At 68.3% G+C, this 25,430-nt stretch carries 24 protein-coding genes; 11 read left to right on the forward strand and 13 right to left on the reverse strand.

Annotation, left to right across the window (positions count from 1 at the left end; genetic code table 11):
* Positions 1–201: 201 nt before the first annotated feature.
* From C1A38_RS05485 to C1A38_RS05515, 7 genes are all read right to left on the reverse strand, one after another.
* Positions 202–2,748 (reverse strand): type IV secretory system conjugative DNA transfer family protein, encoded by a 2,547-nt coding sequence (locus tag C1A38_RS05485; RefSeq protein WP_233196643.1) that lies wholly within the window; start codon positions 2,746–2,748, stop codon positions 202–204.
* A gap of 124 nt (positions 2,749–2,872) precedes the next feature.
* Entirely contained in the window at positions 2,873–4,660 is a 1,788-nt protein-coding gene (locus C1A38_RS05490) for a VirB4 family type IV secretion system protein (protein ID WP_146017450.1), read from the reverse strand.
* Position 4,661: 1 nt separating this feature from the next.
* A complete protein-coding gene (locus tag C1A38_RS05495; RefSeq protein WP_102656736.1) occupies positions 4,662–5,600 on the reverse strand; it encodes a PrgI family protein in 939 nt (312 codons plus the stop codon).
* A complete protein-coding gene (locus C1A38_RS32155; RefSeq protein WP_286046533.1) occupies positions 5,587–5,712 on the reverse strand; it encodes a hypothetical protein in 126 nt (41 codons plus the stop codon). The genes C1A38_RS05495 and C1A38_RS32155 overlap by 14 nt, the downstream gene beginning before the upstream one ends.
* A 327-nt stretch (positions 5,713–6,039) precedes the next feature.
* Positions 6,040–7,023 (reverse strand): hypothetical protein, encoded by a 984-nt coding sequence (locus C1A38_RS05505; protein WP_102656738.1) that lies wholly within the window; start codon positions 7,021–7,023, stop codon positions 6,040–6,042.
* Between the two features lies 1 nt (position 7,024).
* The gene (locus C1A38_RS05510) at positions 7,025–7,363 is read right to left on the reverse strand and encodes a pilin (RefSeq protein WP_102656739.1); all 339 of its coding nucleotides are present in this window, start codon (positions 7,361–7,363) and stop codon (positions 7,025–7,027) included.
* 299 nt (positions 7,364–7,662) lie between these two features.
* A complete protein-coding gene (locus C1A38_RS05515; protein ID WP_146017451.1) occupies positions 7,663–8,529 on the reverse strand; it encodes a hypothetical protein in 867 nt (288 codons plus the stop codon).
* 454 nt (positions 8,530–8,983) lie between these two features.
* Here C1A38_RS05515 and C1A38_RS05520 point away from each other — a divergent pair, with 454 nt between their 5' ends.
* Positions 8,984–9,784 (forward strand): hypothetical protein, encoded by an 801-nt coding sequence (locus C1A38_RS05520; protein ID WP_146017452.1) that lies wholly within the window; start codon positions 8,984–8,986, stop codon positions 9,782–9,784.
* Positions 9,785–10,631: 847 nt separating this feature from the next.
* Positions 10,632–11,276: a transcriptional repressor LexA gene (gene lexA, locus C1A38_RS05525; protein WP_102656742.1), complete on the forward strand. Its 645-nt coding sequence runs from the start codon at positions 10,632–10,634 to the stop codon at positions 11,274–11,276.
* Positions 11,277–11,324: 48 nt separating this feature from the next.
* On the opposite strand, the gene coaD is transcribed toward lexA, so the two are convergent.
* Both coaD and C1A38_RS05535 read right to left on the reverse strand, forming a co-directional pair.
* Positions 11,325–11,798 (reverse strand): pantetheine-phosphate adenylyltransferase, encoded by a 474-nt coding sequence (coaD, locus tag C1A38_RS05530; protein ID WP_233196644.1) that lies wholly within the window; start codon positions 11,796–11,798, stop codon positions 11,325–11,327.
* Between the two features lie 82 nt (positions 11,799–11,880).
* Positions 11,881–12,609 (reverse strand): class I SAM-dependent methyltransferase, encoded by a 729-nt coding sequence (locus C1A38_RS05535; RefSeq protein ID WP_102656744.1) that lies wholly within the window; start codon positions 12,607–12,609, stop codon positions 11,881–11,883.
* Between the two features lie 109 nt (positions 12,610–12,718).
* Between C1A38_RS05535 and C1A38_RS05540 the strand changes: the two genes are divergently transcribed.
* From C1A38_RS05540 to C1A38_RS05560, 5 genes are all read left to right on the forward strand, one after another.
* Positions 12,719–13,285 carry a DUF6817 domain-containing protein gene (locus C1A38_RS05540; RefSeq protein ID WP_102656745.1) on the forward strand — a complete coding sequence of 189 codons (567 nt, stop codon included), beginning with the start codon at positions 12,719–12,721 and terminating at the stop codon, positions 13,283–13,285.
* Between the two features lie 190 nt (positions 13,286–13,475).
* The gene (locus C1A38_RS05545) at positions 13,476–14,207 is read left to right on the forward strand and encodes a TnsA-like heteromeric transposase endonuclease subunit (RefSeq protein WP_233196645.1); all 732 of its coding nucleotides are present in this window, start codon (positions 13,476–13,478) and stop codon (positions 14,205–14,207) included.
* Positions 14,204–16,264 carry a TnsB C-terminal domain-containing protein gene (locus C1A38_RS05550; RefSeq protein ID WP_102656746.1) on the forward strand — a complete coding sequence of 687 codons (2,061 nt, stop codon included), beginning with the start codon at positions 14,204–14,206 and terminating at the stop codon, positions 16,262–16,264. Before C1A38_RS05545 ends, C1A38_RS05550 begins: the two co-directional genes overlap by 4 nt.
* Positions 16,261–17,304 carry a TniB family NTP-binding protein gene (locus C1A38_RS05555; protein ID WP_102656747.1) on the forward strand — a complete coding sequence of 348 codons (1,044 nt, stop codon included), beginning with the start codon at positions 16,261–16,263 and terminating at the stop codon, positions 17,302–17,304. Before C1A38_RS05550 ends, C1A38_RS05555 begins: the two co-directional genes overlap by 4 nt.
* Positions 17,301–18,233, forward strand: a complete 933-nt coding sequence (locus C1A38_RS05560; protein ID WP_102656748.1) for a TniQ family protein — start codon at positions 17,301–17,303, stop codon at positions 18,231–18,233. Before C1A38_RS05555 ends, C1A38_RS05560 begins: the two co-directional genes overlap by 4 nt.
* A 161-nt stretch (positions 18,234–18,394) precedes the next feature.
* Here the strand turns inward: C1A38_RS05560 and C1A38_RS05565 are convergent, their stop codons facing one another.
* Together C1A38_RS05565 and C1A38_RS05570 are read right to left on the reverse strand one after the other, a co-directional pair.
* The gene (locus C1A38_RS05565) at positions 18,395–18,790 is read right to left on the reverse strand and encodes a hypothetical protein (RefSeq protein WP_102656749.1); all 396 of its coding nucleotides are present in this window, start codon (positions 18,788–18,790) and stop codon (positions 18,395–18,397) included.
* 29 nt (positions 18,791–18,819) lie between these two features.
* Entirely contained in the window at positions 18,820–20,829 is a 2,010-nt protein-coding gene (locus tag C1A38_RS05570; protein WP_102656750.1) for a DUF8224 domain-containing phage-derived protein, read from the reverse strand.
* 404 nt (positions 20,830–21,233) lie between these two features.
* On the opposite strand from C1A38_RS05570, the gene C1A38_RS05575 reads away from it, so the two are divergent.
* The 3 genes from C1A38_RS05575 (at position 21,234) to C1A38_RS05585 (ending at position 23,274) form a co-directional block, all read left to right on the forward strand.
* The gene (locus tag C1A38_RS05575; RefSeq protein ID WP_102656751.1) at positions 21,234–21,950 is read left to right on the forward strand and encodes a hypothetical protein; all 717 of its coding nucleotides are present in this window, start codon (positions 21,234–21,236) and stop codon (positions 21,948–21,950) included.
* 130 nt (positions 21,951–22,080) lie between these two features.
* Positions 22,081–22,533 carry a hypothetical protein gene (locus C1A38_RS05580; protein ID WP_233196646.1) on the forward strand — a complete coding sequence of 151 codons (453 nt, stop codon included), beginning with the start codon at positions 22,081–22,083 and terminating at the stop codon, positions 22,531–22,533.
* Positions 22,534–22,875: 342 nt separating this feature from the next.
* Positions 22,876–23,274 carry a hypothetical protein gene (locus tag C1A38_RS05585; RefSeq protein ID WP_102656753.1) on the forward strand — a complete coding sequence of 133 codons (399 nt, stop codon included), beginning with the start codon at positions 22,876–22,878 and terminating at the stop codon, positions 23,272–23,274.
* Positions 23,275–23,561: 287 nt separating this feature from the next.
* Here C1A38_RS05585 and C1A38_RS05590 read toward each other — a convergent pair whose 3' ends face one another.
* On the reverse strand, positions 23,562–24,200 hold the full coding sequence (locus C1A38_RS05590; RefSeq protein ID WP_102656761.1) for an SAM-dependent methyltransferase: 639 nt from the start codon (positions 24,198–24,200) through the stop codon (positions 23,562–23,564).
* 213 nt (positions 24,201–24,413) lie between these two features.
* Here C1A38_RS05590 and C1A38_RS30690 point away from each other — a divergent pair, with 213 nt between their 5' ends.
* Positions 24,414–24,776 (forward strand): hypothetical protein, encoded by a 363-nt coding sequence (locus C1A38_RS30690; protein WP_146017453.1) that lies wholly within the window; start codon positions 24,414–24,416, stop codon positions 24,774–24,776.
* 71 nt (positions 24,777–24,847) lie between these two features.
* Here the strand turns inward: C1A38_RS30690 and C1A38_RS05595 are convergent.
* Positions 24,848–25,430, reverse strand: a 583-nt coding sequence (locus C1A38_RS05595; protein WP_146017454.1) for a WXG100 family type VII secretion target, incomplete at its 5' end; no start/stop codon positions are given.

Raw genomic sequence — 25,430 nt, forward strand, 5'->3', positions numbered from 1 at the left:
CCGGTGCAGGCCGGCGGGATCGTCGCGGTGCCTTCGCGGCATGTCGGCCTGGTGATCGGCCGCTGGCGGTCGGTGTCTCTGCACGGGTTGCTCCGTGAGTGCCGAGGTGCGCCCGGTTCCTGCCGCTGGGCGTGTCCGCAGCGCCGAGGGCGGTGCGGAGACGGGAATGACGGCGAGGGTTGTCGGGATGCGTCTGTTGGGTCAGGCGGTGTGCGGTGGGGTGGCTGTGGGGTTGCCCGGGTCGGGGATGTCGCCGTCGCGGTCGGCTACGCCGGCGAGTTGGGCGATCGCCGACCGGTTCCCGCCGGTGCCGGCCGTCGTGGTGGCGGTGGCCTGGCGCAGGGCGGTGGTTTCGCCGACGACGGGTCGTGGTGGGTTGGTGCGTAGCGTGAACGCCGCGGTTTCCCGGTTTCCGACGACGAGGCGGCATGCCGCCCGGTAGGCGTCCAGGTGCGACAGGTCGTGTTCGGTGAGCTCCGGCATGGTGTGCCGGGCCAGTTGGTGGGCGTCTTCGGGGGCGCAGGAGAAGAAGACCTTGTTGCGGGCGTTGGCGGAGATGGCCAGCTGGGTTTCCCGGGGCATCTGTGTCAGGTTCTGGTGGGCCAGGACGAGACCGAAGTGGTAGCCGCGGGCCTCGGCGAGCATGTCGCCGACCGAGCCGGGCAGGTTCAGGAAGTTGTGGGCTTCGTCGATGTAGGCGAACGAGTCGCGCCGTTGTGGTTCGGGGAGCCGGGCGCGGCCGGTGGCGGTCTGCCAGGCGGAGGCGAGGACGAAGCTGCCCATCAGCCGGGCGGTCTCTTCACCGATCTGGCCCTTGGGTAGTCGGGCCAGCAGGATGCCGCCGTCGAGAACGCGACGCATGTCGAAACTCGATCGTGGGGCGCCGAGGGTGCGGCGGACGAAGTCGCGCAGCAGGAAGGCCCGCAGTCGTGACAGCACCGGGCCGATCACCTGCGCGCGCAGCGGCGGTGGGGTGGATTCGAACCATTCCCAGTAGCCGCGCAAACCTTCGGGGTCGTCGAGTTCCTGGGTGAAGGTGTAGCGGAACTTCTTGTCGTTGAGCAGCGGCGGGATCAGCGTCAGGGTGGCGTTGGCCTTGCGGAGCAGCGTCAGGCACGCCACCCGCAGGGTGTCGTCGATGCGCGGCCCCCAGTGTTTGGCGAAGATCCGCCCGAAGATGGACACGATGTTGTCCACGACCAGGTCGTGGTCGTCGCCCTGCAGCGGGTTGAGGGTGGTGCCGGCCGGCTGGTCCGGGTCGATGATCGTCAGCCGGTTGGCGTGGCGGGTCGGGATGCGGTCGAGCAGGTCGAGGACCAGGTCGCCCTTGGGGTCGATGACGATGACACCGCGGCGGGCGTGGATGTCGTCGAGGATCATGTTCATCAGCAGGGTGGACTTGCCGGAGCCGGTGGAGCCGAGCACATGCAGGTGCTGGCGGGCGTCGGTGAGGTGCAGGGCGACGGAGTGGCCGCCGACGTCGGCGCGGCCGAGGACTTTCGTGCCGCGTCCGCCGGAGGCGACGGCGACCGGGGCGGGCATCGGTGTGGCGCGGGCCCGGTCCAGACCGGGCACGGCGATGTCCTGGGGCAGTGCCGCGATCGTGGCCAGTTCGGCGGTGGACAGCAGGAACCCGCGGCGTAGCCGGCGGGCGGCCAGCACCTGGGCGGGATGCCGCAGGGGCAGCCGGCGCAGCCGGTTGCGTCCGGTCCACACGCCGTACGCGGCGGCGACACCTGCGGCGAGGGTGCCCAGCCGGGGCCGGAGGGTGTCGGGGGTGCTGCCGCGGGCATCGGTGCGGGTGACGCCGAAACGCAGCGCCACCTCCCACCCGGTGCCGGTGAGTTTGTCGACGCCGGCGCGGCCGTCACGCTCACGCTGCGGATCCCCACCCGCCAGCGGCGTGTACCGGGCGGTCGAGTGGGTGCGTCGGCCGGTGGCGGCCAGTTCCGTGACGAGGTCTAGGGCGGCGCGTAGCCAGGTGGCCGGGTCGAGCACATCGCGTGGCGTCCGGCCGGTGCGTAGCCCCTGGACGCCGCGACGCAGCCGGCGTACCTGCCGGTGCGTGGCGGGTCGGGCCAGGACCTGCACGCAGGCCGACTCGTCGGCGCGGAGCCCGGAGGCGGCGGCGATCAGGGTCCGCATCGGATCGTTGGCGTGATCAGTGTGCAGGGCATACCAGGCGGGCAGGGTGGGGGTGAGTGCGCCGCCGACGGTGAGGCCGTCGCGGGGCAGCGGCGGGTCGGCGTCGGTGACGGTGCATGTCGCGCCGGGCCAGGCGCCGCGGATCGCGGCCTGGATCGGGCCGCGGGCGATGGTGGCCGGCACCCAGAGCGCGATGGTCAGTTCCCGGCCCCGCCACCGGTACTCGACGGCGATGTGGGGGCGGCCGCTGCGGAGGCGGCGACGCCAGCTGGTGCGCAGGATCTCGGCGAGGGTGGCCCACGCGGTGGCGGCGCCGTGCGGGTCGACCTGCGGCGGTGGGCTGATGGTGACCAGGCACGCGTGGCGGGTCATTCGGGTGTGCCGGCGGTGAGCCACCGCGGTGTGGACGGCGTACCCGCCGGCGACGGCCACCGCGGCGATGAGCGCGAGCCACGGCCGGTCCCGGCACCAGCCGACCGTCGTGGTGGCGGTGTCGAGCAGCCACTGCGACGGTCCCGGCAACAGTGGGGGAGTGGGCGACGGCGCAGGCGGGGAAGGAGGAGCGGCCGTCACGGTGGGGGCGAAGGCGGGACTGGTGTTCATGGGTCAAGCCCTTCCGGAGTACGAAAAAGGGGGGTCGTGGGCCGCGATCGTTAGGCGGCCCACGATCCTGCGGATGGCGCGACACGGTGAGCGCCCGTTGCGGCCGCAGACGGTGCGAAGGGAGCTACTCGTCGTCGGGTAACTCCAGGTCGCCGATACACAGCCGGTGCTCCTGCCGGGAGGCCACGGCGTGGAAGCCGACGCGGTGGGTGCCGGACATGAGCAGGCCCTCACCGCGGCGGGCGGCGAGCAGCAGCCGCGCCTCCCCGCCGGTCAGGGCGAACACGTCGGCGACCACATCGATCGCCTGCGGCGCCTGCCGCAGCAGGATCTGGGTGGCGGCGTTGGCGATGACCACCTGCCCGAGGTCGGAGCCGAGCAGATCCCCGACGTCCTGGGTGATGACCGTCAACCCGGCCCGCCGCTTACGGGCCGCTTTCGCCAGGCGGGACAGGAACTTGGCACCCTCACCGTCTCGCAGCAACGTCCACGCCTCATCCACGACCACGAGACGGCGCGGGGTGTGCGCGGACCGGATCGCAGGCGTGTCGACGTCGCGCCAGATCGCGTCCAACGCCAGCAGCATGCCGGGGGCGCGCAGCTCGTCGGCGAGGTGCCGCGTCGACCAGCACACCAGCTGCCCTGACGGGACGGTGGTGGTGGGCCCGTCGAACAACTCCCGAAACGACCCGCTGGTCCACGGCGTCAACCGGGCCGCCAAGGTGCCGGCGGCGTCGGTGTTCTGCGCGGTGAGGGCGGCCGCCACGTCACGCAGCAGTGGCGCCTGCCGCCGCCACGTGGCGGGGTCGTTGGAGATACCGGCCCGGTCGTAGGCGTCGTTGATGGCCTTGTCCAACGCGGCCCGCTCCGACGGCGGCGGCTGTTCACCCAACAACACCGCGATCAGGGTGTGCAGGAACAACGCCCGGTAGGTGCGCGCCTGCGGGCGACGGTCCCCCGGCGGAATGTCGAGGGGGTTGAGCCGCACCCCGCCGGCGCCGAGGGCGATGGTGACGCCGCCGACCGCATCGGCCAGGCGGACGTATTCGTTGTCCGGGTCGACAACCGCCACCTGCACACTGTCGGCCAGGGAGCGGAGCACTTCGAGTTTGACGAAGTACGACTTGCCAGCCCCCGACCGGGCCAGGACCACACTGTTGGCGTTGTGTTGCGCCCACCGGTCCCACCACACGACGCCGTTGGAGTCGGGATTGAGGCCGTAGAGCATGCCGCCGGTGGCGCCGGGCTCACCGGGCAGCGGCGCCGGCAGATCCGACGAGGCCAGCGGGAACGCCGAGGCGATCGCATCGGTGTCCATCACCCGCCGCATGCCGAGCCCGTCGACGCCGAGAGGCAGGGTACTCGTCCAGCCCTGCAGCTGCCGCCACGTCGCCGGCTGGGTGTCCAGCAGCACCGACGCGGCGGTGGCCCGCACGTGCGCGACCGCCTCGTCGAGCTCATCAAGGCTGGGCGCGTGCACACACAAATACAGGCCGACGCGGAACAGTTTGCTGTGACCGCGGGCGATCCGGTCAGCCAGGTCAGCGGCGTCGTCCGCGGCAGCCTCGGTGATCGGGTCGGCGAGACGACCCTTGTCGGCGTCGGTGCGCCGGTTGGACTCCAACCGGGCCCGCTGCCTACGCAGCCGGGCAGCGGCGACCTGCGGCGCCACAGGCTCGATGTGAACGGCCACGTCGAGCCGACCCGGCCAGGCCAGCAGCGGATCCAACCAGGCCGGCCCCACCTCAGCCGGGTAGCCGGTCACGATCAGCGTGGCCGCGTAGCCGTCGCCGACCCGCAGGTAGCGGGGGGTGTGTTCGATCGCGGCCGGCCCCACCACGGCCGCCAGCCCCGCCCCATCGGCTGGGCCCGCATCAGCGGCGGCACGCTGCCGCCATCTGAGGAAAGGCATGTCAGTCTCCTGTTCCGGTGACGGCCGCGTCGGGCAGGGCACGGGCCCAGGTCACATCGGCCGGGGTGTACGGGTCGGTGGCGCAGGTCAACACCGCAGCCGCCCGACCGCCGTCCAACACGGCGGTCTGCGCCCCGAGCGCCGACAGCGCGGCCGCGGCGTGCTCGGCCCGGCGCAGCACCTCTCTGTCGCGGCCGGTGTCGCCGGTGGCGGTGACCGCAACGGTCACCGTGCGCCACAGCGGATCCCGCCGCGCGGCGAGATCGTCGAGGAAGTCGGCGTAATCGCGGGCGGCATCGGCCAAGGCGCTGTTACCGATGGACTGCGCGCCGGCGGCGATGCGGTGCGCGTGGCTGGACAAGTCGACCCGCTGCGCGGAGACCACGATCTGCACCGGCCCGGACAGCGAGTTCAACCACCGCCCGTAGCTGCCGATCAGCGCGGCCTGCTCGTCGCCGGTCCGCAGCCCGATGTTCACCGTCGTGCAGGCGACCAGAACCGCAGCGTGGGAGCCGGTGTCGATGACGCCGCTGTCGCTGATCGCGGTAGCCGGCAGCCGCAACACCGGCACCGCAACGACGGGCGGCTCACACGCCGGAGCCCACCCCGGGACCGCGGCAGGTGTGCCGGTCGGCGCGGGCGCCAACCGTCGAGGGCTGCGGGTGTGCCGCGCCGCCGCGAGCAGCCAGGCGTCCATGGACAAGCCGTCACGACGCCCCAATGCCAACACGATCGCCGCCCCGGCAACAGGGATGAGGATCGCGACCAGGACCGGGGGCGGCAGCAGGTCACCGACCGCGCGGACGATGCCGTAGCCGATCACACCGGCCACCGAAAGGATGGCCAACTGCCGCGCCGTCAAGTTGTAGGCGATCTTGTCCGGGGTGTCGACGTCAGCGGGAATGCGGGCGTGGGGGGCGGGGTCATCACTCGGACGCATCGGGGCCTCCCCGCCTCGCGCGGGCCTTCAACGCCCGCGTGTAGAGGTCCACACCGTCGGCGATCTCCGCCGGGGTGTAGCGGTAGATCGGCCGGCCGGTGGGCCAGGCCACGCCGACGATGGTGAACGGATCCGGGACAGCAGAAGACAGGACGGAAGCCTCGGCGTTCGCGCACGAGGGACAGCGCATGGTCGTCATCAGGGTGCCTTTCGAGTGGGGGAGGCTTTACGGCGCGGGTGTAGAGGCCGACACCGCCGGCGAGTTCGCCGCGGGTGCAGGGGCGTACGACGCGACCAGTCGGACAGGTGATGCCGATGCGTCCCGGGCCCGCACCTGCCGGGCACGGCAGCGCGAGGCGCGAGACAGGCAAAGCGAGGCGTCGCAGACAGCCCGGCGGGCACGACCCGGCGAGTACGCCTCCACCGCCCGGAACACCGGTCACGGCCGGCCGGCCCCGCCCGCGCCGCCACGGCGGGTGGCCCGCGCCGCGCCGCGGCCGGCGGCGAACGTGCGGGGAAGGCCGCGGGTCAGATGCTGCACGAATACGACGCGCAGGACCGTGCCCATCCGGTTCGGCCGGGTCTGCGTGATGTAGCGGCCCATCAGTCCGGGGATCTTCACGACACCCCACAGCAGACACACCACGATCAGCAAGTTCATGATCGCCGCCGGGTCACCGCCGGGTATCGGCAACCCGAGCACCCGCAGATTGCTGTCCGGATTCAGAAAAACCCGCAGCGTGGTGTGCAGGGCGATTGCCTGGATCACGACGATGCCGAGCGCGCCCAGAATCGTGCGCCACCACAACTTGGCGGCACCCTCGGTCTGCGGTGTGCCGTGCAACGCCAACGCGATCGGCGCGATGCCGACGGCGACGACGAGGACCCCGAGCCGGATGATCCACTGCACGAGCAGGGTGCCGGTGAGTATCGCGATCAGCAGGCCGATGAGCAGCAGCAGGAAACTGACCGCCGTCGCCCCGCCCTGGCCGGTAAGCGCACTGACCGTGGTGTCGCGTAGATGCTGCATCGACCCGGGCGCGGTGATGTCCTGACTGGTCAACGCGGCCGTCAACGCATTGGCCAACCCGATCACGGTAGAACACAACGGCAAAGCGACATTGGCGCCGATCAGACCGATGACCAGGCGAGGAATCAGCTCACCCGGCCCGACCTGCGACTGGATGGTGTCGCGGCCCATCACCAGGATCGCCACCCACAGAAACGCCAACACGTAGCACACGTTCACCACCCCCAGCGACGTGTTGGCAAACGCCGTTACCTGCGGCAACGCGGTCACATCGGGGCTGACGAACGCGGTGACCGACAGCAGATCCCACAAGGCGTTCAACACGCCGATCACCGTCTCGGCGAACCATCGCAGCATGGGACCGATGAGTTGGCCGGCGAACCAGTCGTCCATCTCAGCCCCCGATCCAGCTCCGCACGACCGCGAGCAGGATCGGCGCGAGCACCGCCAGCGCGTAACCGAGCAGCGCGTTCTTCAACGCCGAGTTCGACTTCTCGATCTCCGTCGGGTCGCCGCCGGCGGCCAGACGACGCAGACCACCGATGGTCAGAAACAGCGTCGCAACCCCGACCAGCAGCCCGACGATCCACGTCGTGATGTTGTTGATGATCACCGGCAGCGGATATGCGGCCAGAACCTGCGGCCCGGACGCGTACGCCGGAGCAGAGCCAGCCACGATCGCCAGGAACCCAACCGTGACCGTGATGATGCGGTAGACGTTGCGGCGGAACATGACACGCACCTCCCACCCCGGCGTGCGGGGCTCGACAGGGATCCAGGTGCGCCCCCAGGGACCGGGGCGGGGCCGTGGGAGCATCGCTCCTTCCAGCCTTGAGGTGATCGGGTGCGAACACGGCCACTCAGACCGGCCGCGCCCCGATCCCAGGGGGCGCCGACACCGGCCGCTTCTCGATCCGATGTCTTGCCCACCAAAGCCCGCTGTTGGGTGGCCAACACGACGTCCGACGCCGCCTTGCCACCCAACAGAGCCCAACGGCCACTGCTGTGGGGTCGCACCCAACAGGGAACGTGCTATCGGTTGACGCCACCGGCAACAGCCACTCGCTGGTGGGTGGTGCCCAGGTGCCGGCTGCCGCCGGCGACGCGCTGCTGAGTCGCGGCGACCCGTTGCCGGGTCGCGCCAGTGCGCCGCTGGGGGCGAGGCCGCAGTGACACGAATGCGAGATCACCCTCGCGGATGGCGTCCAACAATCGACGTTCCGCCTTCTGCCGCCACGACGAAGCCAGGCTCGCAGTGATACCCAAACGGGCCCCCGCCTCGACAAGCGTGACGCTCTCCAACCGCGTCGCGCCGATCAGATTCGCCTCGTCGGCGTCGAGGACACCGGCGATGACCGCCCGCGCCAGCACCAGGTCCGGATGATCCCACGGCGCCACCGGTGCGATCGGATCGACCGCGTCCGTATGAATGAGTTGAGCATCAGAGTCCGCATCGCGCGCCTTGCGGGCCGCTCGCAGGCCGGCGTCGATGAGCCGGCCCACCACCCGAGGCGGCTCCACGTCAATGCTCCTCAACCGGGCCACGAACCCGGTCAGCAACTCGGCATCCAGATCACGGGTATCCCCACGCCACCCGGCCGCCAACAGCCCGGCGACATGCCGCAGACCCGGCAGAGCAATACCGACAGCGGCCACCACCCACGCCGGACCATCCCGGCGAGCACGGACAACCAGCTCACGCCACACCGCATCACGAACCTCGACGCCCGTCTGCGGTGCCAGCAGCAGCGCACGCAGCCGCTCCAACGGCAAAATCTCGTCCGGAAGGCCCTCAAATCCGCGACCGTCGAAACCAATAGGGGTGGGCGGCTGGACCAGAAGAGCGAAGGCGCGGCCAGCCGCAGACAGCGGCGACGAAGGCCACGATCGAGAAGACATGACATCCCCTTGCGAGTCGGGCACCGCATCCCGGCGGCGGTGCGAGACCCCCATCCGCGCACGGCCACCGAACAGTCCGACCCGACCCACACACAGGCGGGAACCTGTTGGACCTGCTCAGCGCCACCGTCATACCCCGGGCAACACGAGTGCCCAGACCGGCATCGCCGAGTACGGGCACCAACAACGCCAGATCACGACCCTGTTGGGTGCTGTTGGCCGGAGAACCTGCCGGAACGTGTCGGCACACAGGCGTCACCATGCCGGCATCAGGCACCCGGCCAGGACCGCAGGCCCGGCTACCGGGCCAACAACAGACACCTCACCCAACACCCCACATCTGTTCGGCCACGGCGAGCAGAAGTCGACCCAGCCGTCACGATCATGTTGGGTGACGACGCCCCACCACTCCGAGCCCTGTTGGGCGCCGTTGGGTCACCGACGCCGTAAGCGGGTGCTCTCCGACGGGCCGGCGAGGCCATTCGTTAATGCGAACACGGCCAGTCAGCGTGGGAGCCATCCGCACATGACTGCTGCACCTGACTCCACGCCCCACGGCGCGGCTCCTAGCAACCCGCCCGTCCACAGCCCACGGCAACATCACGACGACGCAGTCCTCGTCGGCAGCGATGTCCCAATAGCCATCTGGCGCCTCGACGACCGCGACGACACCGAACCCGCCCTCCCCACGGACGACCGGCTCGCGTCACGCGTGTCGCAGCGACTCATCCTCGTGTACACCCGACCCGGTGACGCGGTCGTCGACCTCGACAGCGACCCGCACCTGAAGCACGCGACCGCCCTGACGCACCGCACGTACCTGCCCATCACCGACATCAGCATGATCGCCGACCCCGGCACCCTCTACACACCCGTCAGCCTTATCGTCCTGCGCTGGCCACCACGCCACACCGCCCAGACACCGGACACCATCACCGACCTGCTCACCGCATGCCGGTCGATCATGACCGCCGACACCTGCGCCATCATGACCATCAGCTCCGCAGCGACCTGCGCATCCGACACGACCTACGCCAACCACCTCGACGGCCTCCTACCGGCCGCCCGCGCCGCCGGCCTGAACCACGTCGGTCATATCGTCGCTGTCACCGCCCCCGGCGACAGCGACGAGTTCCTCTACTACGCCACCTGCGCCGAAGCCGAAGCAGCACGGCAAAGCTGCTCAGACAGCGACACTGATCCAGGCAGCATCGTCGACCTCCTGATATTCATCAACGAGAGCCGCAATGACTGACCGCGACGTGCGGCGCGGCAAGAGAGCCCACGTCGCGACCGGCACCCTGTGCCGCGGCCGCAGGCACGAAGCACCGTGAGTCGGCTGCAGTGTCGCTACTGCCACGAATGTGGGCCCCTCCGCCCGGTGAAGAGTTCGACGACGCGCTTCACGAAATCGACAGCACGCCAGCCTCTCGCGCGCCAGTGCGGCGATTCTTCCAATAGATGGGCTGCGCTGCCTTTGTCCGAACTTGCAGGCGCTGGACACCGTTCGGGCCAATGCAGTTCAGCAAGGGCAGCCGCTGCAGACGAAGACGAGCATGCATCGAGTGAGCGACAGAACACGTCGGCCACGTGGCGCCCTGGCGGCGGTGGCGGGAAGGTCAGCCCGCCACCGCGCCACGCTCGTCGCGACGCCCCTCGGTCGCCATGAGGAACGCCAGCCGCAGACAGCGTGAGCTTCACCAGCCCCGTCGTGGCCGGACTCCACGCGGCGAGATGCAGCGTCCAGGCGCGGTTGGTGCAGGTAGGTGGCGTTGGTCAGGTACGACAGGATCCCAGGCCGCCGTGGGATAGGCGGACTCTGCCAGCCTGGTCGTCGGCCGGCATCCGCTCATGCCGATGAGAGGGCGTCACGGGTCCGCTGTTGTACCGATGTGAGTTCGCCGAGAATGTCCTGTCCCAGTTGATCTGAGACATCCCGCTGAAGCTGGAGTTGTGGGCTCGACTATCTGCGAACCGACCCAGTGAAGCTGGGGGGCGGCGGCTGCTTGAGTGAACCGGACTCGGGGGTGACGTCCTGATAGGCGTGCTGGCGACGCGGGCCGATTAGCACATTTGATCGAACGCGGGGGTATCGTCCGAGGATGACAACCTCGGGGCTGCCTCCGGACCTGCCCGGCTTGAGTCCTCGTCAACGACAGATCTTGGCCGTGATACGGCAGTGGGTCGAGCGCCATGGGTATCCACCGACGGTGCGGGAGATCGGCGCTGCGGTCGGACTCGGGTCTCCATCATCGGTAGCGCACCATCTGAAGGTGCTCCAACAGCGCGGCTTCCTGCGCCGGGCCGCACACGGGCCACGCGCTGTTGACGCCCGCCCATCGCGACGCTCAGACGCCACTGGTGGCGCGCTCTCTGGTGTTCAGGTTCCGCTGCTGGGCTCGATCGCCGCCGGCGCTCCCATTCTGGCCGAGGAGTACGTCGAGGAAGTCCTGACCCTGCCCAGGAAGCTCGTCGGCCACGGAAGGCTGTTCGCGCTGCATGTCCGTGGAGACTCAATGGTCGAAGCTGGCATCGCAGACGGGGACGTCGTCGTGGTGCGGCAGCAAGCGGTAGCCGACAGTGGCGACATCATCGCCGCCATGATTGACGACGAGGCCACCGTCAAGGTCTTGCGCATCCGGGACGGCGCCGTGGACCTGCTACCCCGCAACCCGCGCTACCCCGTCATCCCCGGTGACCGCGCGGTGATCCTCGGCAAGGTGGTCTGCGTGTTGCGTCGTAGCTGAGCGTGTCCGCCCGTAGCGGCGACAGAGAATCAACGCTGGACGGATGGCTTACGGTAGCTGAGCCTCACTTTCAGCGTTATGCGACCGGCGGGCCGACTGTGCCGATCGGTGTGCGCGTGCGGCCGTGGATGAAATGGCGGCCAGGTGCGGACGGGTGGGCAACCAGATGGTCTGAATGCCGAGTTGCTCGTTCATCGCGGCAAGCTGGTACTCGTAGCCAAGGTCCGCGGCCGTGCGTACGCCGCGGACGATGACTGTGGCGCTGCGGCGGAGGCAGTAGGCAGTGGTCAGGCCGGTCCAGGTGTCCACTTCGACGTTGTCCCAGGCTGCCGGCATGGCGTCGCGCACCTGTACGGCCCTGGCCGTGGCCCCGGCGGTTGGTTGCTTGTCGGCGTTTACCGCCAGCAACACGATGATCCGATCGAACATCACCCGAGCGCGGGCCACCAGGTCGCGGTGTCCCGGGGTGAACGGATCGAACGTGCCTGGATAAACCGCCATCGAAACGCGCACCTGCGCCACTCCACGATCCGATGTAGCAGTCACCGCGACCCCAACCACATTGCCACGATTGTCTGTGATCTTCTCAAGATCTTGTTGCTGCTCAGGTGAGGACGAGGAGGTCCAGGGCGTCAACCACGGGTCCGGTCTCACGTTGCGCTGCCTTGCGCAGTCGGGCCAGGCCTGCGGCGTACTCGTCGTCGCTTATCAATTGCAGAGGGGTGTGTGCCTCGCGGCGCAGTGCCGTCGCAGCCTCGCGTAGTGAGGCCGCGGTTACCTGCGGGACCTGTTCGAGGCCGACGGTGACGAACCCGGCGGCAGTGAAGGCTGCTTCGACGTCGGCCACGCTGGGGTAGGTGTCGAGCACACGAATGGCGTCGGGGAAGTAACGGAACAGGGTGATCGCTTGGTGTCGGCCGGCGAACGCGGAGCGGATCAGCACCGGGCCGCCGGGGCGGACGACCCTGCGTAGTTCTCGGGCTGCACGGTTCAGGTCTGGCACGTGGTGGATGACCGTGGAGATCCAGGCGGCGTCGACGCTGCCGTCGTCGAGCGGGATGCGCTCGGCGTCGCCATGCACGACAGGCTGGTACATCGAGCGGGCACGCATCGCCTCGGAGGGCTCGACCGCGGTGACCTCGATGTCGTACCAGTCAATGAAGGCTCGCGCCCACATTCCGGTGCCGGAGCCCAGGTCGAGTATTCGCATGCCTGCATGAGGGTCAAGGTGCCGGGTCACGGCCTCCCGCCAAGCCGAGAGCCCGTCGTCGGTGAGGTGACGGGTCGCCTCGAACGCCGCGGCGTCCGCATCGTCAAACGCGATTCGAGCCATGCCTTTGACCCAACTGCCTGGACACCCGAGGAAGCAAGGGTGCAGCGGTGTGACGAACCGCCCACGCTGACGGGCTGCCGGCCAGACGCGGTTTACGTAAGGTCGGGCCATGGGTGCGGACTCTGACGTGCGGCGCTGGCTACGGCAGCGTGGAGCTGAGACAATTCAGCACCCCGGCGGCACCCTCTACGCCCACCTGTGCCGGGTGCATGACCGTCTCGCTGAGCTGGAGTGTGGCGTTGACACGCAACTGGCCGGTCTCGCGCATGCCGTTTACGGCACGGACGGCTTCGATGTGACGCTGCTCGACTGGAACGATCGAGCCACGCTGCGAAACCTCATCGGCGACAACGCTGAGGCATTGGTCTATCTGTACGGGGCCTGCGACCGCAGGCGGACCTGGCGAGAGCTGGCGACAACCGGTGAGGTCGTCGACCGCTTCACCGATCAGACGTGGCACCTGAGCCCCGGCCAGATGCGACCCTTCGTGGATCTCACCATCGTCAACGAACTGGACGTCATCGAGCAAGATCCTTCTACCCTGGAGAAGTACGGCGCGTACTTCCGGTCCCTGTTCGCCGCCTGGGCTCCGATCGCATCCCCGCAGGTCAGCAGCGAGGTACAACGACTCCTCGGCGAAGGCAACCAAAGCACTTCTGCGAGGGCCCAGAATTGACGGTCCGTACCGGCCCCCAGATCGCACCTGGTTAATTAACCGAGGCCAGCAGTCCGCAGCCGCACGCCTCAGAATGGTGCCGTTGGTCGGGTGATCTGCGACCCGGCACGCTGAATCTGATCAGCAGCTGCGACACTGGCGGACCGGCGAGGCATTTAGGTGGGTGGTCGCGGTGGCCAATCTACGGTCCGTGTCAGGTGGTCGCCTGACGGATCCGGTGGAGTTCGAGGTCGGCTTCGTCGTTGAGGGCGGAGGCGAGGTGCGTCGGCGCCTGGCCGATGTGGCAGATGTCGCGTTCGAGCAGGTGCCGGCGGTCCGCTCGTTCCCGTCGTACCGAGGGCAGCGCAACTATCCGGGCCTCTACTGGGCGGCGTGCATCGGTGCTCACGTCGGTTTCGAGTCGTGGTTGGAGCGCGACGAGGCGATGGCGTTGGACTTCGACGCGTCCGTGGTGGGCTTCGCCGCACAGCCGTTCTGGTTGTGGTGGCCGGACACGAGGCGAGCGAGGTCACACGCACCGGACTTCTTCGCCCGCCGCCGGGACGGGACCGGAGTGGTGATCGACTGCCGTCCGACGGACCGGATCGCGGAAAGGGACGCTGCCGCGTTCAAGGCCACCGCCCAGGCGTGCGACGTGGTGGGCTGGGACTACCGCCTCGTGAGCGGGCACGACCGGGTGTGGTTGGCGAACCTGCGGTGGCTGGCCGGCTACCGGCATCCCCGTCACCTTGACGCGCCGGTCGCGGATCGGCTGTTTGATCTGTTCGGCTCGCCGATGCCTCTGATGGAGGCAGCAGCGCAGGTCGGTGATCCAATCGCGGTCTTGCCGGTGCTGTTTCATCTGCTGTGGTCACAGCGGTTGTCCGTCGACATGGTGGTTCGGCTGGACGCGACGTCGGTCGTGGTGAGGGCGGGAACGTGACGCGGCTGCTGCGGGTGGGTGATCGAGTTGCCTTCGACGGCGCAGAGCACCAGGTGGCGGTGTTGTCGGGGTCATGGGTCCGGCTGGTCAGCCCGGACGGTACGCCGAGGGCGGTGCTGCTGACGCACCTGGTGGGCTCGCCGGGCTTCGACATCCTCGGCGCGGATCCAGCCGAGCCGCGCACGGTTCTTGCCGATCATGCCCTCGCTGATGTCGCCGAGGACGTCGCACAGCGGGCCCGGCAGTGGGAGCAACACATCATCGAGGTCGAGACCGGGCTTCCTCCCGGCGTCGAGCCGGGGACCGCGCCGCGAAGCGAGTACGACCCGCGCCTGCACGGCATGCGACAGCGGGTGGCGGCGAAGGCCGAGGAGTTGTCCGCGTCCGGGATCCCCGCAAGCGTGGCGACCGTTCAGCGGATGCGGCAACGTTACCGAACCGGCGGCCTGCGCGCCTTGGTGGACGGTCGGTCACAGCGACCGGTCTCGCAGGTCGGGAGGGCCGATGAACGGGTGGTGGCCGCGATCCGTGAGGCGTTGATCGCGCAGGAGAATCAGTCGACCGGCACTCGTTCCCGGCTGCGGCATCAGGTCGAAAGAATCTTGACGCAGCGACACGGAGCAGGCGTGGTGGCACTGCCACCGAAGAGCACATTCCACCGCCTGGTCGCCGCGTTGTCGGTGGGCCAGCACACTTTCGGCGCGGCGACGACCCGCCGGTCGACGGCGAACCGGCCGGGCGGCCCATTTACGGTGACGTGGGCGGCTCGGCCGGGTCAGCAGGTGCAGATCGACACCACCGTGTTGGACGTGATGGTGGTCTTCGATGACGGTCAGGCCCGTCGGGTCGAGTTGACCGCGGCGGTGGATGTCGCCACCCGCACCATCTGCGCCGCAGTGTTGCGGCCGGTGGGCACGAAAGCCGTGGACGCCTCCCTGTTGCTCGCGCGGATGCTGGTGCCCGAGCCGATGCGGCCGGGCTGGGACGAGTCGCTGCGGATGGCGGCATCGAGGCTGCCGCATCGGCGGCTGGCTGCCATCGACGCGCGGATGGAGCAGGCCGCCGCGAAGCCGGTGGTGGTTCCGGAGACGATCGTCTGTGACCGGGGGAAGGTCTATCTGTCCGACACGTTCTTGCGGGCCTGCCAGACGTTGGGGATCTCGGTGCAGCCGGCGCATCCGCGCAGCCCTACGGACAAGGGCATCGTCGAGCGCACCTTCGGGTCGATCAACACACTGTTCTGCCAGTACGTCGCCGGCTACACCGGCCGGGACGTCGCTCACCGGGGCAGCCGGGTGCAGGCCGAGGCGGTGTGGTCGATGGCCCAGATGCAGGACCTGCTCGATGAGTGGATCATCATCGGGTGGCAGCAGCGCCCGCACGACGGGTTGCTCAGCCCGGACACCGGGCGGGTGCTGTCACCGAACGAGATGTTCGCGGTGCTGGTCACGGCCGCCGGCTACGTCCCGCTAATGCTCACCGGCGACGACTACGTCGAGCTGCTGCCAGGCTCGTGGCGCACGATCAACGACTACGGCATCCGCCTCGACGGGCGCACCTACGACAGCCGAGCGCTCAATCCCTACCGCCGGCAGCACTCCGGGATCGCGGCCAAGCAGGGATTGTGGGAGGTCCGCCACGACCCCTACGACCTGACCCACGTTTGGGTGCGCAACCACCGCGGCGGCGGATGGATTCGCGCCGGGTGGACTCACCTGCCGATGGTGGCCGCTCCGTTCGCGGACTTCACCTGGCGCCACGCCCGGCAACAGGCCACCTCCGAGCCGGCCGGCGAGCCGGATGAGACCGCGACCGCCCGGGTGCTGGCCGACCTGCTGCGCCGCGCCGGCGAGGGGCCCACACCGCAAGCCCCGGTGGGCGAGACCGACCGGCGGGTGGCGGCCAGGACCCGGGCCGCCGCGACGTCGCACCGGCCCCGCGTCGCTCCCGAGCCTCCACCCGAGGACGACGTCGACGAGCCCGAGGACGGGCAGGTCGACAACGTCATCCCCTTCGGCATTTTCGACGCTCGCGAGGAGGCGCAACGGTGGCTATGACCGCCGCGTTCACCCCGCCGGCTGACGAGCCACTGACCAGCAAGGAAGGCTGGTCCCGGTGGGTCCAGCACGACCCGCGCCCGCCCGAGCTGCTGGGCTGGCCGCACCTGAGCCCGGTCGAGCAGGCCGCCTACGACGACGCCCGACTGGACTACCACAGCGACCTGATCGTGGTGAACACCCCGACCATCCAGGAGGTCGTCAAGACGGTTCGCCGGCTGCTGATCCTCAACCGCCGGCAGATATCGGCCCGCCGGGGGCTGATCATCACCGGCGGCGCCGGCACCGGCAAGACGACCGCCATCACCCAGCTCGGCCGCGCCCACGAACTCGCCGTCGCGCTGCGCAACCCGGTGACCGGCCCGCGGATCCCGGTCGTCTACGTCACCGTCCCACCAGCGGCGACACCACGCATGCTCGCCGTCGAGTTCGCCCGTTTCCTCGGCTTGCCCCTGGCATCCCGGTCCAACATCACCGACGTCACCAACGCCGTCTGCGCCGTGCTCTGCGACGTCGGCTGCGACCTGGTGCTCGTCGACGAGATCCACAACCTCAACCTGGCCACCCGCGCCGGAGCCGAGGCATCCGACCAGCTCAAATACTTTTCCGAGCGGATCCCCGCCACGTTCGTCTACTCCGGCATCAACGTCGAGCGCGCCAACCTGTTCACCGGCACCCGCGGCGAACAGATTGCCAGCCGGTTCGCCACGATCGCGACCCGGCCGTTCGCCTACGGCACCAACAGCCAGAAGGAGAACTGGCGGGCGCTGGTGGCCACCCTCGAACAGGCCCTGCGGCTGCACCGGCACAAGGCCGGCACCCTAGCCCGGCACGGCGAATACCTCTACCAGCGATCACGCGGCATGATCGGCAGCCTGTCCCACCTCATCCGCGGCGCCGCGATCGACGCCATCCTCGACGGCACCGAAAAGATCACCAAGGCCCACCTCGACGCGATCCGCCTCGACCACGCCGCCGAGACAGCCACCCCCGCCCCGAGTCCCGCCCGCCCCCGCCGCCAACGACCGGGCGCGGCATGACCGGCGCCCCCACCCGACGGCTGCCCATCCCCACACCACCCGTCACCTCGGAAACCGTCACCTCCTACCTGAAACGGCTCGCTGCCACCAACCACACCCCCATCCGCGACATCGAGGCCGCCATCGACGCCTCACCGGACAAGGTCTCCTACAGCCACACACGAACTCTCAACCTCGACAAGCTCAGCGCACTCACCGGCCGACCCGCCGACCACCTTCGCCGCGTTCTGCCTGAGCTACGCCAACCCGCGCCGCGCTGGTGGCTGTTCCAGGCGTTCCCCCGTCCCGCCTGCCCACCTTGCGTCCGCCGCCACCGAGGCGGCACCGTCCACCGCTACTACCCGCACCACGTCACCACCTGCGTCAAGCACAACCTCTGGCTTGGCACCCGAGCCCCCGCAGCGACCGCGTGGCCCGTCACCGACCACGCCATCAACGTCAAGCGCCTGCCAGAGATCAAAACGGCACAGATCCGCCATCGACGTCTCGTCCGCCGATACGGCCAGACCGCAGTCCTGATCGCTACCGCAGCGGCCTTCGACGCCTGGGAGTACATCCACGGCCGCTACGTCGGCCACAGCCAGAGCCAACGGCTGACCGTGCTACGGCCAGCCGCCCCCCAATACCACTCACAAGACCCCGCGTTCCACGCCGCGAATTACCCCGAGATCATCGCGGCAGCCACCCTCTTCGTCACACGTCACTGGCAGATCCAAGCCATCTCACCGATGACCCAGGGCCAGGCCGGCGCCGCCTTCTGCAACCTGCTCGACCTGTCGATGCGCTACGACCCGTGGCCCCCAGGCCACCGCAGCCGACTCGCCATCCTGATCGAAAACCACATCCGCCCCTACTCAACCCACCACAACAAGATCAGTTCTGCGGGCATCAGTTACACCGGGCCGCAACCAGGGTGGACGACCCAATGAAGATGACAACCACCAGGCCAAGGAGGCAAGCAGATCTCAACTTCGCTGGGCCAGGACAGAGAAGTGGCCGTTGAGTGCCGGCCCGGCCGCACAGGTCTTGCACGGCGACCGTACTTCTCGGCGATGTGCCGGCCTGCTGGCAGACGCTGATTGTCGGCGGGCTACAGGTCGTTGATTCGGGCCAGCAGCTCTGCCTCGGTCAGGTTCTCCAGGACCGCGTCCTGCTTGCGGCCCAGGACCGCCAGCAGCTTCTCCTTCTCCAGCTTCTTGGCCGCCGCTGCCTTCGCCGCCTGGTCCTCCGCGATGCGGATGGCGATGACGTGCTTGACGACCTCCAACTTGGTCTCCAAGGTCGCCTTGGCCGGATTGGTCTCGGTGGCCACGAACGACTCGGTGTCGACGGCCTTGAGCTCGGCGTTGACGGCCCTGGCCACGTCGTCGAGGCTGAAGCCGGACTTGGCGGTCAGCGGAAGCTCCCACAACTGTTCCGTGGTCAGCAGGCCTTTGGTCGACGGGTAGCGGAACTTCTCCCGCGTGGCCTTCTCGAAAAGGGTCACGGTGGCCTTTCTCGGTGTCTGGGGACAAATCAGAACTGGATGCTGATGAGACGGCGCCGGCCGCCGGTCATGGTCACCTTGGCGACCACAGAGCTGCGGACCGTGGAGCTGAAGCCGAGGCCGGACAGCTGATCCGGGGACGGCTCGCACTTGGTGCGGTCGCCGAGAACCTCGAACACCTTGCGGTGCGATTGCAGGTCGCCGCGGAGAAACTCGTTGTAGATCCCCCGCGTCGGTTGGTCGTTCACGCACCCCTTCAGGATGAAGAAGTAGTGCCGGTTGCCGACCTCGCTGCCGTCGAAGTAGTTCGGCGAGTACATGATGGTGGACACCGGCACGAACTGTTCGGTGGTGATGCCCCACAACGCCTTGCTCGCACTGCCCGGCTGCATGTCCTTACCCGGCCGGAAGGCGGTGATCACCCCGCCGGCGACCGTCATCCAGCCCACCTCGACGGTCTCCTTGTGGCCGACCGCCCGCTCGTGCCGGTAGTTCTCGATTTTCCCGTCGCTCTCGGTCTCGATCACGAAGCCGACGTCGCTGCTGTCCCGCTTGCGGTACTGGTTCACCTCGATCCGGTACTCACCGTCGGGGACACGGTCGGTCCAGGTGACGTTCTCCACCGGCTCGCGGGAGAGCGTTCCGCCAGCGTTCATGTCGACGTCCAGCTTGTTGCGCTTGTCCTGGTACCAGATGTGGTCGCCGTTGGGTTCGTAAACGTGCAGGTCGAGGTCGTCGTGGTTGAACCAGGACAGGCTCACCCGCAGCTTGCCGCTGACGTTGCCGCCGGCCCGCTTGACCTTCTCCTTGATCGAGTCGGTGACGTTGCCGTTGTAGGACCAGGCGAAGTCGTTGTCCCAGGTGAACAGCCGCGGGGCGGCTGGATGCCGGCCGGTGGTGAGACTGACGAGGTGCGGTTCGTGGCTGTTGGCCACCCACAGGTCGATGGTCGCGGCACCGGGCAGGATGTCCTTCATGAAGGAGACCACGGGAATCTCCTCCGGCTTCGCGTCCCGAAGGCCCGCACCTGACGACCTGGTGGTGGCCGCCTGCATGAGCAGCCCTTCGATGCCGTCCTTCATCCGCGACTGTGTGTCGTTGTCGACCCACAGCACGTTGGTGACCGACACGTCGGAGAGCCGGGCGAACCGCCGCTGCAACGACTCCTCAATGCCCAACTCGTCGATGGTCTTCATGGCGGCCTTGACCATGGCCGGGGTGATCAACGCCCTGGGGCGCTGATAATTCTGCGGTGCCACCTTCGTCTCGAACGACCGGACCGCCTGTTCCAGGTCGACACCCGCGGAGAGGTCCTGGACGAGGGTGCCGATCACCGCGTTGCGGAGGCGTGCCGCCGGGTTCATGGCGTTGGCGAAGACGAAGGCCCGCCGGTCGGTCGCCTGCGTCCACCGGTTCTGCAGCGACCGGAACTCGGTCACCGCCCGACGATGCTCCGTGCCGCGGTAGAGGGCATTGTCGTCGATAAGGTCAACGATGGTGTCCAGAGCGTGCTGGGTCAGCTCGGCCAGGCCACGTTGGAAGACCTGCACCGCGGCGTCGAAGTTGCCCTGTGCCGCGCCGACGTCTTCAATGCGATGCCGCTTCTCCACCCGGCCGTGCAGGTGGTGCCACACCTCGACCTGGCCGTCGCGCAGCGTCCGGGTGGTCTTCGTCCCGTACTGCGCCTGAGTGGACCGGAAAATGGTGGACAACGGCAGCGAAAGAACGAACTCGTCCAGAGCGGCGGCGACGACGGAGAAGACCGGGTCGGACGCAGACACCCCGGACCAGACGGTACGGACCCGCCCGTCGTGGATCTCAACGACGTTGCCGAAGTGCTTGATGAAACCGCGGCAGGTCGAGCAGTCGTACGCAGACCGCTCACGGAACCGCAGATTGGTGCCGGCGGGGAAGGAATCGAGAAAGGTCAGCCAGAGCGAGTCCCGGTCGAGACCGTCGCCGACGACGTACAACTCACCCCTGGACATCGTGGACAGACGCGAAGTCACATCCGTCACGAACTGCTGGAAATCGCCCACCGTTTCATCCCCCTTGATCGCCGGAGATCCTACGGAGCGAACGCCAACCGGAGAAACACTTTCCGGCTGGCCGCATGGCCACAGACGGGCGCCGGTGGTCAGCAGTATCCGCCAGTTGGCCGACGGCGCCGTTGGGTACACCCCGGCTCACGCTGTGGCTGCCTCACCGGGCACCGGCAGGCCTGCGTGGTCGAACAACTTCTCAGGCACGCCAGCCTCGCACCGAGGGGAACCGTGTGAACGGGCGCTCGATCAGGTGCTCGCTCATGCCGCTGATGGGGCGTCAGGCTGGGTGAGACGTCGGTAGGTGCAAAGCGCAGATGGTGCTGTTGAGCTGAGGACCTCGATCTCGAGGCGGTGCCCTGCGGCTCCTTCATGGTGGCCATCAGCGGCATGATTGGTTCGTGCAGGCCTGGACCGATGGTGACCTTGAGACGGAGTTCGAGCAGCGGCTCGATGAGCTCCTCGCGGAGCTCTGCCCGGACTGGCGGCATCCAGAGCTGCCTGAGCCGTATCGCAGCAACGATCGTTTTGTGGCATACGACCGCCGGAACGCCAAACGCCTGCACGTCGGTGACCTTCTGGCAGCACGGCCCGAGGTTGCCGCTGCCGTGGCCGATCGGGTGTTGGCTGTGATCGTGTGCGATGAGGATGTCTCGTCCAACAAGCAGCTGATCCACCCGCTGCTGGTGGCGCTCGGGCGACGCCACGTGCAGCGCTACCTGGTCTCGGTGATCGAGACGGGGCCGGAACATAAGAAGGTGTGTGCCGTCCGTGCCTGGTACTGGTCCCAGGTCAGCCTCGTCTACGAGTCCGTCGAGGCCCTTCGTGCGCGCCGGCCCACCCCGACGGGCCGGGCCGCGGACGACGAGGTGGCCGATCTGCGTGGCCTGTATCGGATCGCCTGCCTTGCCGCATTCCTTACTTGCCGGCATGTGGCCACCCGGGAGTGGCTCGCCCGCGGATTCATCCTCAAGGACGAGTACTACCCTGCAAACCTGCACGATCTCGTGGCACAAGCCCGCATAATCGCCGAGCGAGACGCGCATCGGTATAAGGACCTGCTTGCCAAGGACGACGACGGAACGAACATGGCGCAGCTTCGCTTCGACGGCCACTAACTGGCAGAGTAAGCCGCACTCTTCTGCCGCGAGCCGCGCGTAACGCAACGTGACCCGGCACCGCTGGGTTGCCGCTCGAAACTGCCGATGAGCGCGCACCCGATCTCGGTGCGGTTGCTTCGGTGAGGACTTGATCGACGGACCGGTGGCGGTGAGGCACGATAGGCCCATGGGCTTCGGTCTCGTCGTGCTTGCGGTCGACCCGAGCGCGACCGATGCCGCGGTACAGGCGATGGCGGAGCAGTGCCAAAGCCTGCATCACCCCGAGGGCGAGCTGGACGAACGCATCGTCGGGTTCTACGAGAACCTCCGCGCCCACTACCCGGACTTCCCGCCGTACGATCACGACTCCCCGTGGATGGACATGCCGCTGAATGTCGGCATCGACCACGTCAGCATGCAGCTGAGCTTCAGCGAACGCAGCACGCCCGCGTTGCAGTTGATTGACCAACTCGCCCGCCGATACGACCTCACCATCTACGACCCTCAGGACGACGAGGTCACGCGACCTACGGACGTACGAGCGCCGGTGGATCCCGCGATCGTGGCGTTGATAGAGGAACTACGGGCGCCGGACCGTTGACCACCAGGCGGCCCGGACATGCTGTGTGCGGACGATGCAAACGATCTTGGCCTACGGATTTGCCGCCGATCGAGGGTAGCGGTGACCGTCGTGCCGATGATGGCTGTGCGGTTGTTCCGAGTCCCACAACTCCGGGGCGCCCTGCGAAGGGCACCTCTGCGGTGTCATCACCCGGTTACACCGGGCGGCCTTCGGCGGTCCGCCTGCGAGCTTGGGACCCGTGCGGCGGCTCCGCTTGCATCATGTGGGAGGGCTTGGATTTCCGTTCGGCGCAGCCTCGGACTTGTAGAGGTGACGGCTGCCCTGCGTCGGCGATTGCTGCTTCCTCGTATCCTGCGGGCCATGCCCGATGATCCGCTCAGCTCGCGCCCGCCACTCAGGCGAGCGACCCGTACGTTAATCGCCGCGCTGCTGGTGTTCGGCGTGGTGGTGCCATCCGTCATCATCCGTGAGCTGATCGAGGACGCGATGGGCAGTGGCCCGCTCGCGGATCTCAGCTGGATCGCAGTTCCGATGGCGGCCACGGCCTGGCTTGCGCCGCGTGCTTCCTACCGTCGCCGCGACGCACTGTGGTGGCTCGCTGGCGGCTTCGGCCTCTACATCTTCGTAGTGATCGCATGGCGGGTAGCCTTCCTGCCCTACCGCGATTGGCCGCCTCGACCCGATGAGGCATCCCGAGTCAGCTGGCTGCGCGACGGTCAACAGTCCGGGTTGTGGTACCTGCCGGGGGTAGCAAAGTAGGCGGTGACGGCCGCGTCGTTGAAAGCGGATCTCCTCACCGGGCAGTCGTAAACCGTCCGGCCCCTCCGTACGGGACAAAGGCTCCCTACGCGGCTGACTTGCGGCGGTAGGGCCCGCCGCTGTGCCCTGGCCCGTACGCCGATAGCCGGCAAAGCAGCGCTCCAGCGGTTCACTTCCGATCCGACCCGGACTGTGTTTGAGCTGATCGCGGTGCACGGATTTGCCGCAGATATTGCTACGTCGTCGCTCTGACCGCCGCTACCGGCAGTCTCTGCGGCGGATGATCCTTATCGCGCAAAGGTGAAGATCCGGCCGCTCGGGGGCGGGCTGTCAGGTCGGCCGCGGAACAGGTGCACGCCCACTGAGAACAGTTCGTCGGGTGGCGCGTCGAATGCCTGCTCGGTGAAGTCCACGCCGGCGAACCAGCGCCGCACCACCGGGGTCAGGTCCGGAGGCCTACGTGTCCGGGTCCAGATCACCGTTGCTCCTGGCGCGCACAGCCTCGGCAGTGAGGTGATCGTCGCTCGGGCGTTCTGGTCGCTGATGTTGCCCAGCACGCCGGCGAGGAGCACCAGGTCGGCCGGGACGGCGGTACGGTACGCGGCGAAGTCACCGGCGTCGGTACACCGGACGGTGATACCGCCGAGACCGGCCGCAGCGGCGCGCTTGCGTGCGGCTGTGGCGTTGCGTGGGTCCTTTTCGATCAGTTCTGCCTGCACCCGGTCGGCGTCCGAGCGGCGGGTCAACACGCCGATGAGGTCGTGGCCCTGGCCCGCGCACACGCTGACGACTCTTAGCGTGAACTCCGGCCGCTGGTCCAGCCAGTCGTCGATGTGGCGCTGCACGATCCGTAGTCGCCGTGACAACGCAGACGTGTCGTCGGCGTACGGCGAGTGCCAGTCGTGCCAGTCTGTCGTCTCGGCCACCCGACGATGCTGCCAGACGCATCCGAACCCTGCCGACCACGACCGCTTGCCCGCACCGAACGCGTTACCCACAGCGATGGCACCTTGGCCCCGACGGTGCGGTCGTGCCGATGTGCGTGTGTTCACTGTGAGGGCTGTCTCGTCCTGCGTTGTGGTTCGTCCGGGTACCGAAACGTGGTCATGCCGTCCCATGGAGAGCGCCATCATTGCTTGGTGACCAGCTTTCCTGCGCAGGCGCGCCGCGTCCGCGACAGTACGCTCTCGCCGCAGCGCAGGCTTCATGCATTGCGGGAGTGCGCTCTGCACTGTGCCCCGTACGGATTCCGCGCCACCTGGCACCACCTGGTCGTCGCCGCCCGTATCCCACGCAGTCTCACCGACGATCTCGACGCGCTCGTGCGTGCCGCTGACGAACTGCAGCGGACGCGCGACGTGGTCGTGCCGCGTGCGCAGGAGTTCGCTGCCCTGCGGCGTCGAGAGAAGGCCACTGGCAGGCGACTCCCACGGACGTCGCCACCCTGGAACTCGTGGGGCTGGCGACCCGCAGGGCGTCGCCGAATCCTGCTGACATCCTGACCTCGCCATGGGTCGTGCTGCCACCCGGTCCGATGCACCCGGTTCACGGGGCTCGAGTGCTGGCTCGCGGTTCAGATTGTGGGGCGGTCGGGTCGTGGTTTCCAGGTGTTGCGGTCGGTCCATGCGCCGGTGCCGACCTGGGTGTGGGGGAAGGGGGTGGTGTCGTGGCTGCGGGTGCCGAGGTCGGGTCGTTCCTTGCGTTCCTGTTCATCGACTTTGATGAGGCTTGTCATGGCGTCGACGTGTCGCTTCTCGGCGTCGCGGAGGTAGCCGATGAAGGTGTTCACCACGTCCAGGAATGCCTTCTCAGGGTTGGTGCATGCGGAGAAGGGGCTGTTGATCGCGTCGAGGTAGGTGTTGAGGGCGGTGATGAGGGTGCTGATTTGTTCGTAGCCGAGGCTGGCGTAGGCGTTGCGGAGGCCTTCGAGCATGCTGGCGGCGCGTTTGCCTTCGTCGGCCAGCCAGCGGGCCTGGGTTTCGAGTTGGGTGAGGTAGGTGATGGCGCGGTCGGCATAGTGGGTGAAGGCTTGCGCGGCGGCGCCTTCCCAGTAGAGCTTGAGGTTGGCGAGTTCGCCGGCCATTTCGGCGCGTAGTTCGCTGTAGGTGTTGGCGACGGAGTGGATCAGGTCGGCGCGGTTGCGGATGATCGGGGGC

The sequence above is a fragment of the Verrucosispora sp. ts21 genome (assembly GCF_002879555.1).
Taxonomy (GTDB): Bacteria; Actinomycetota; Actinomycetes; order Mycobacteriales; family Micromonosporaceae; genus Micromonospora; species Micromonospora gifhornensis.

Excerpts from the sequence above, each read along its gene's own strand:
- C1A38_RS05560 (WP_102656748.1), top strand. The coding sequence starts at position 17,301 with ATGACCGGCGCCCCCACCCGACGGCTGCCCATCCCCACACCACCCGTC.
- C1A38_RS05490 (WP_146017450.1), bottom strand. The coding sequence starts at position 4,660 with ATGCCTTTCCTCAGATGGCGGCAGCGTGCCGCCGCTGATGCGGGCCCA.
- lexA (WP_102656742.1), top strand. The coding sequence starts at position 10,632 with ATGACAACCTCGGGGCTGCCTCCGGACCTGCCCGGCTTGAGTCCTCGT.
- C1A38_RS05555 (WP_102656747.1), top strand. The coding sequence starts at position 16,261 with ATGACCGCCGCGTTCACCCCGCCGGCTGACGAGCCACTGACCAGCAAG.
- C1A38_RS05505 (WP_102656738.1), bottom strand. The coding sequence starts at position 7,023 with ATGGACGACTGGTTCGCCGGCCAACTCATCGGTCCCATGCTGCGATGG.
- C1A38_RS05485 (WP_233196643.1), bottom strand. The coding sequence starts at position 2,748 with ATGAACACCAGTCCCGCCTTCGCCCCCACCGTGACGGCCGCTCCTCCT.
- C1A38_RS05585 (WP_102656753.1), top strand. The coding sequence starts at position 22,876 with ATGCCCGATGATCCGCTCAGCTCGCGCCCGCCACTCAGGCGAGCGACC.
- C1A38_RS05540 (WP_102656745.1), top strand. The coding sequence starts at position 12,719 with ATGGGTGCGGACTCTGACGTGCGGCGCTGGCTACGGCAGCGTGGAGCT.
- C1A38_RS05510 (WP_102656739.1), bottom strand. The coding sequence starts at position 7,363 with ATGTTCCGCCGCAACGTCTACCGCATCATCACGGTCACGGTTGGGTTC.
- C1A38_RS05535 (WP_102656744.1), bottom strand. The coding sequence starts at position 12,609 with ATGGCTCGAATCGCGTTTGACGATGCGGACGCCGCGGCGTTCGAGGCG.
- C1A38_RS05495 (WP_102656736.1), bottom strand. The coding sequence starts at position 5,600 with ATGCGTCCGAGTGATGACCCCGCCCCCCACGCCCGCATTCCCGCTGAC.
- C1A38_RS05515 (WP_146017451.1), bottom strand. The coding sequence starts at position 8,529 with ATGTCTTCTCGATCGTGGCCTTCGTCGCCGCTGTCTGCGGCTGGCCGC.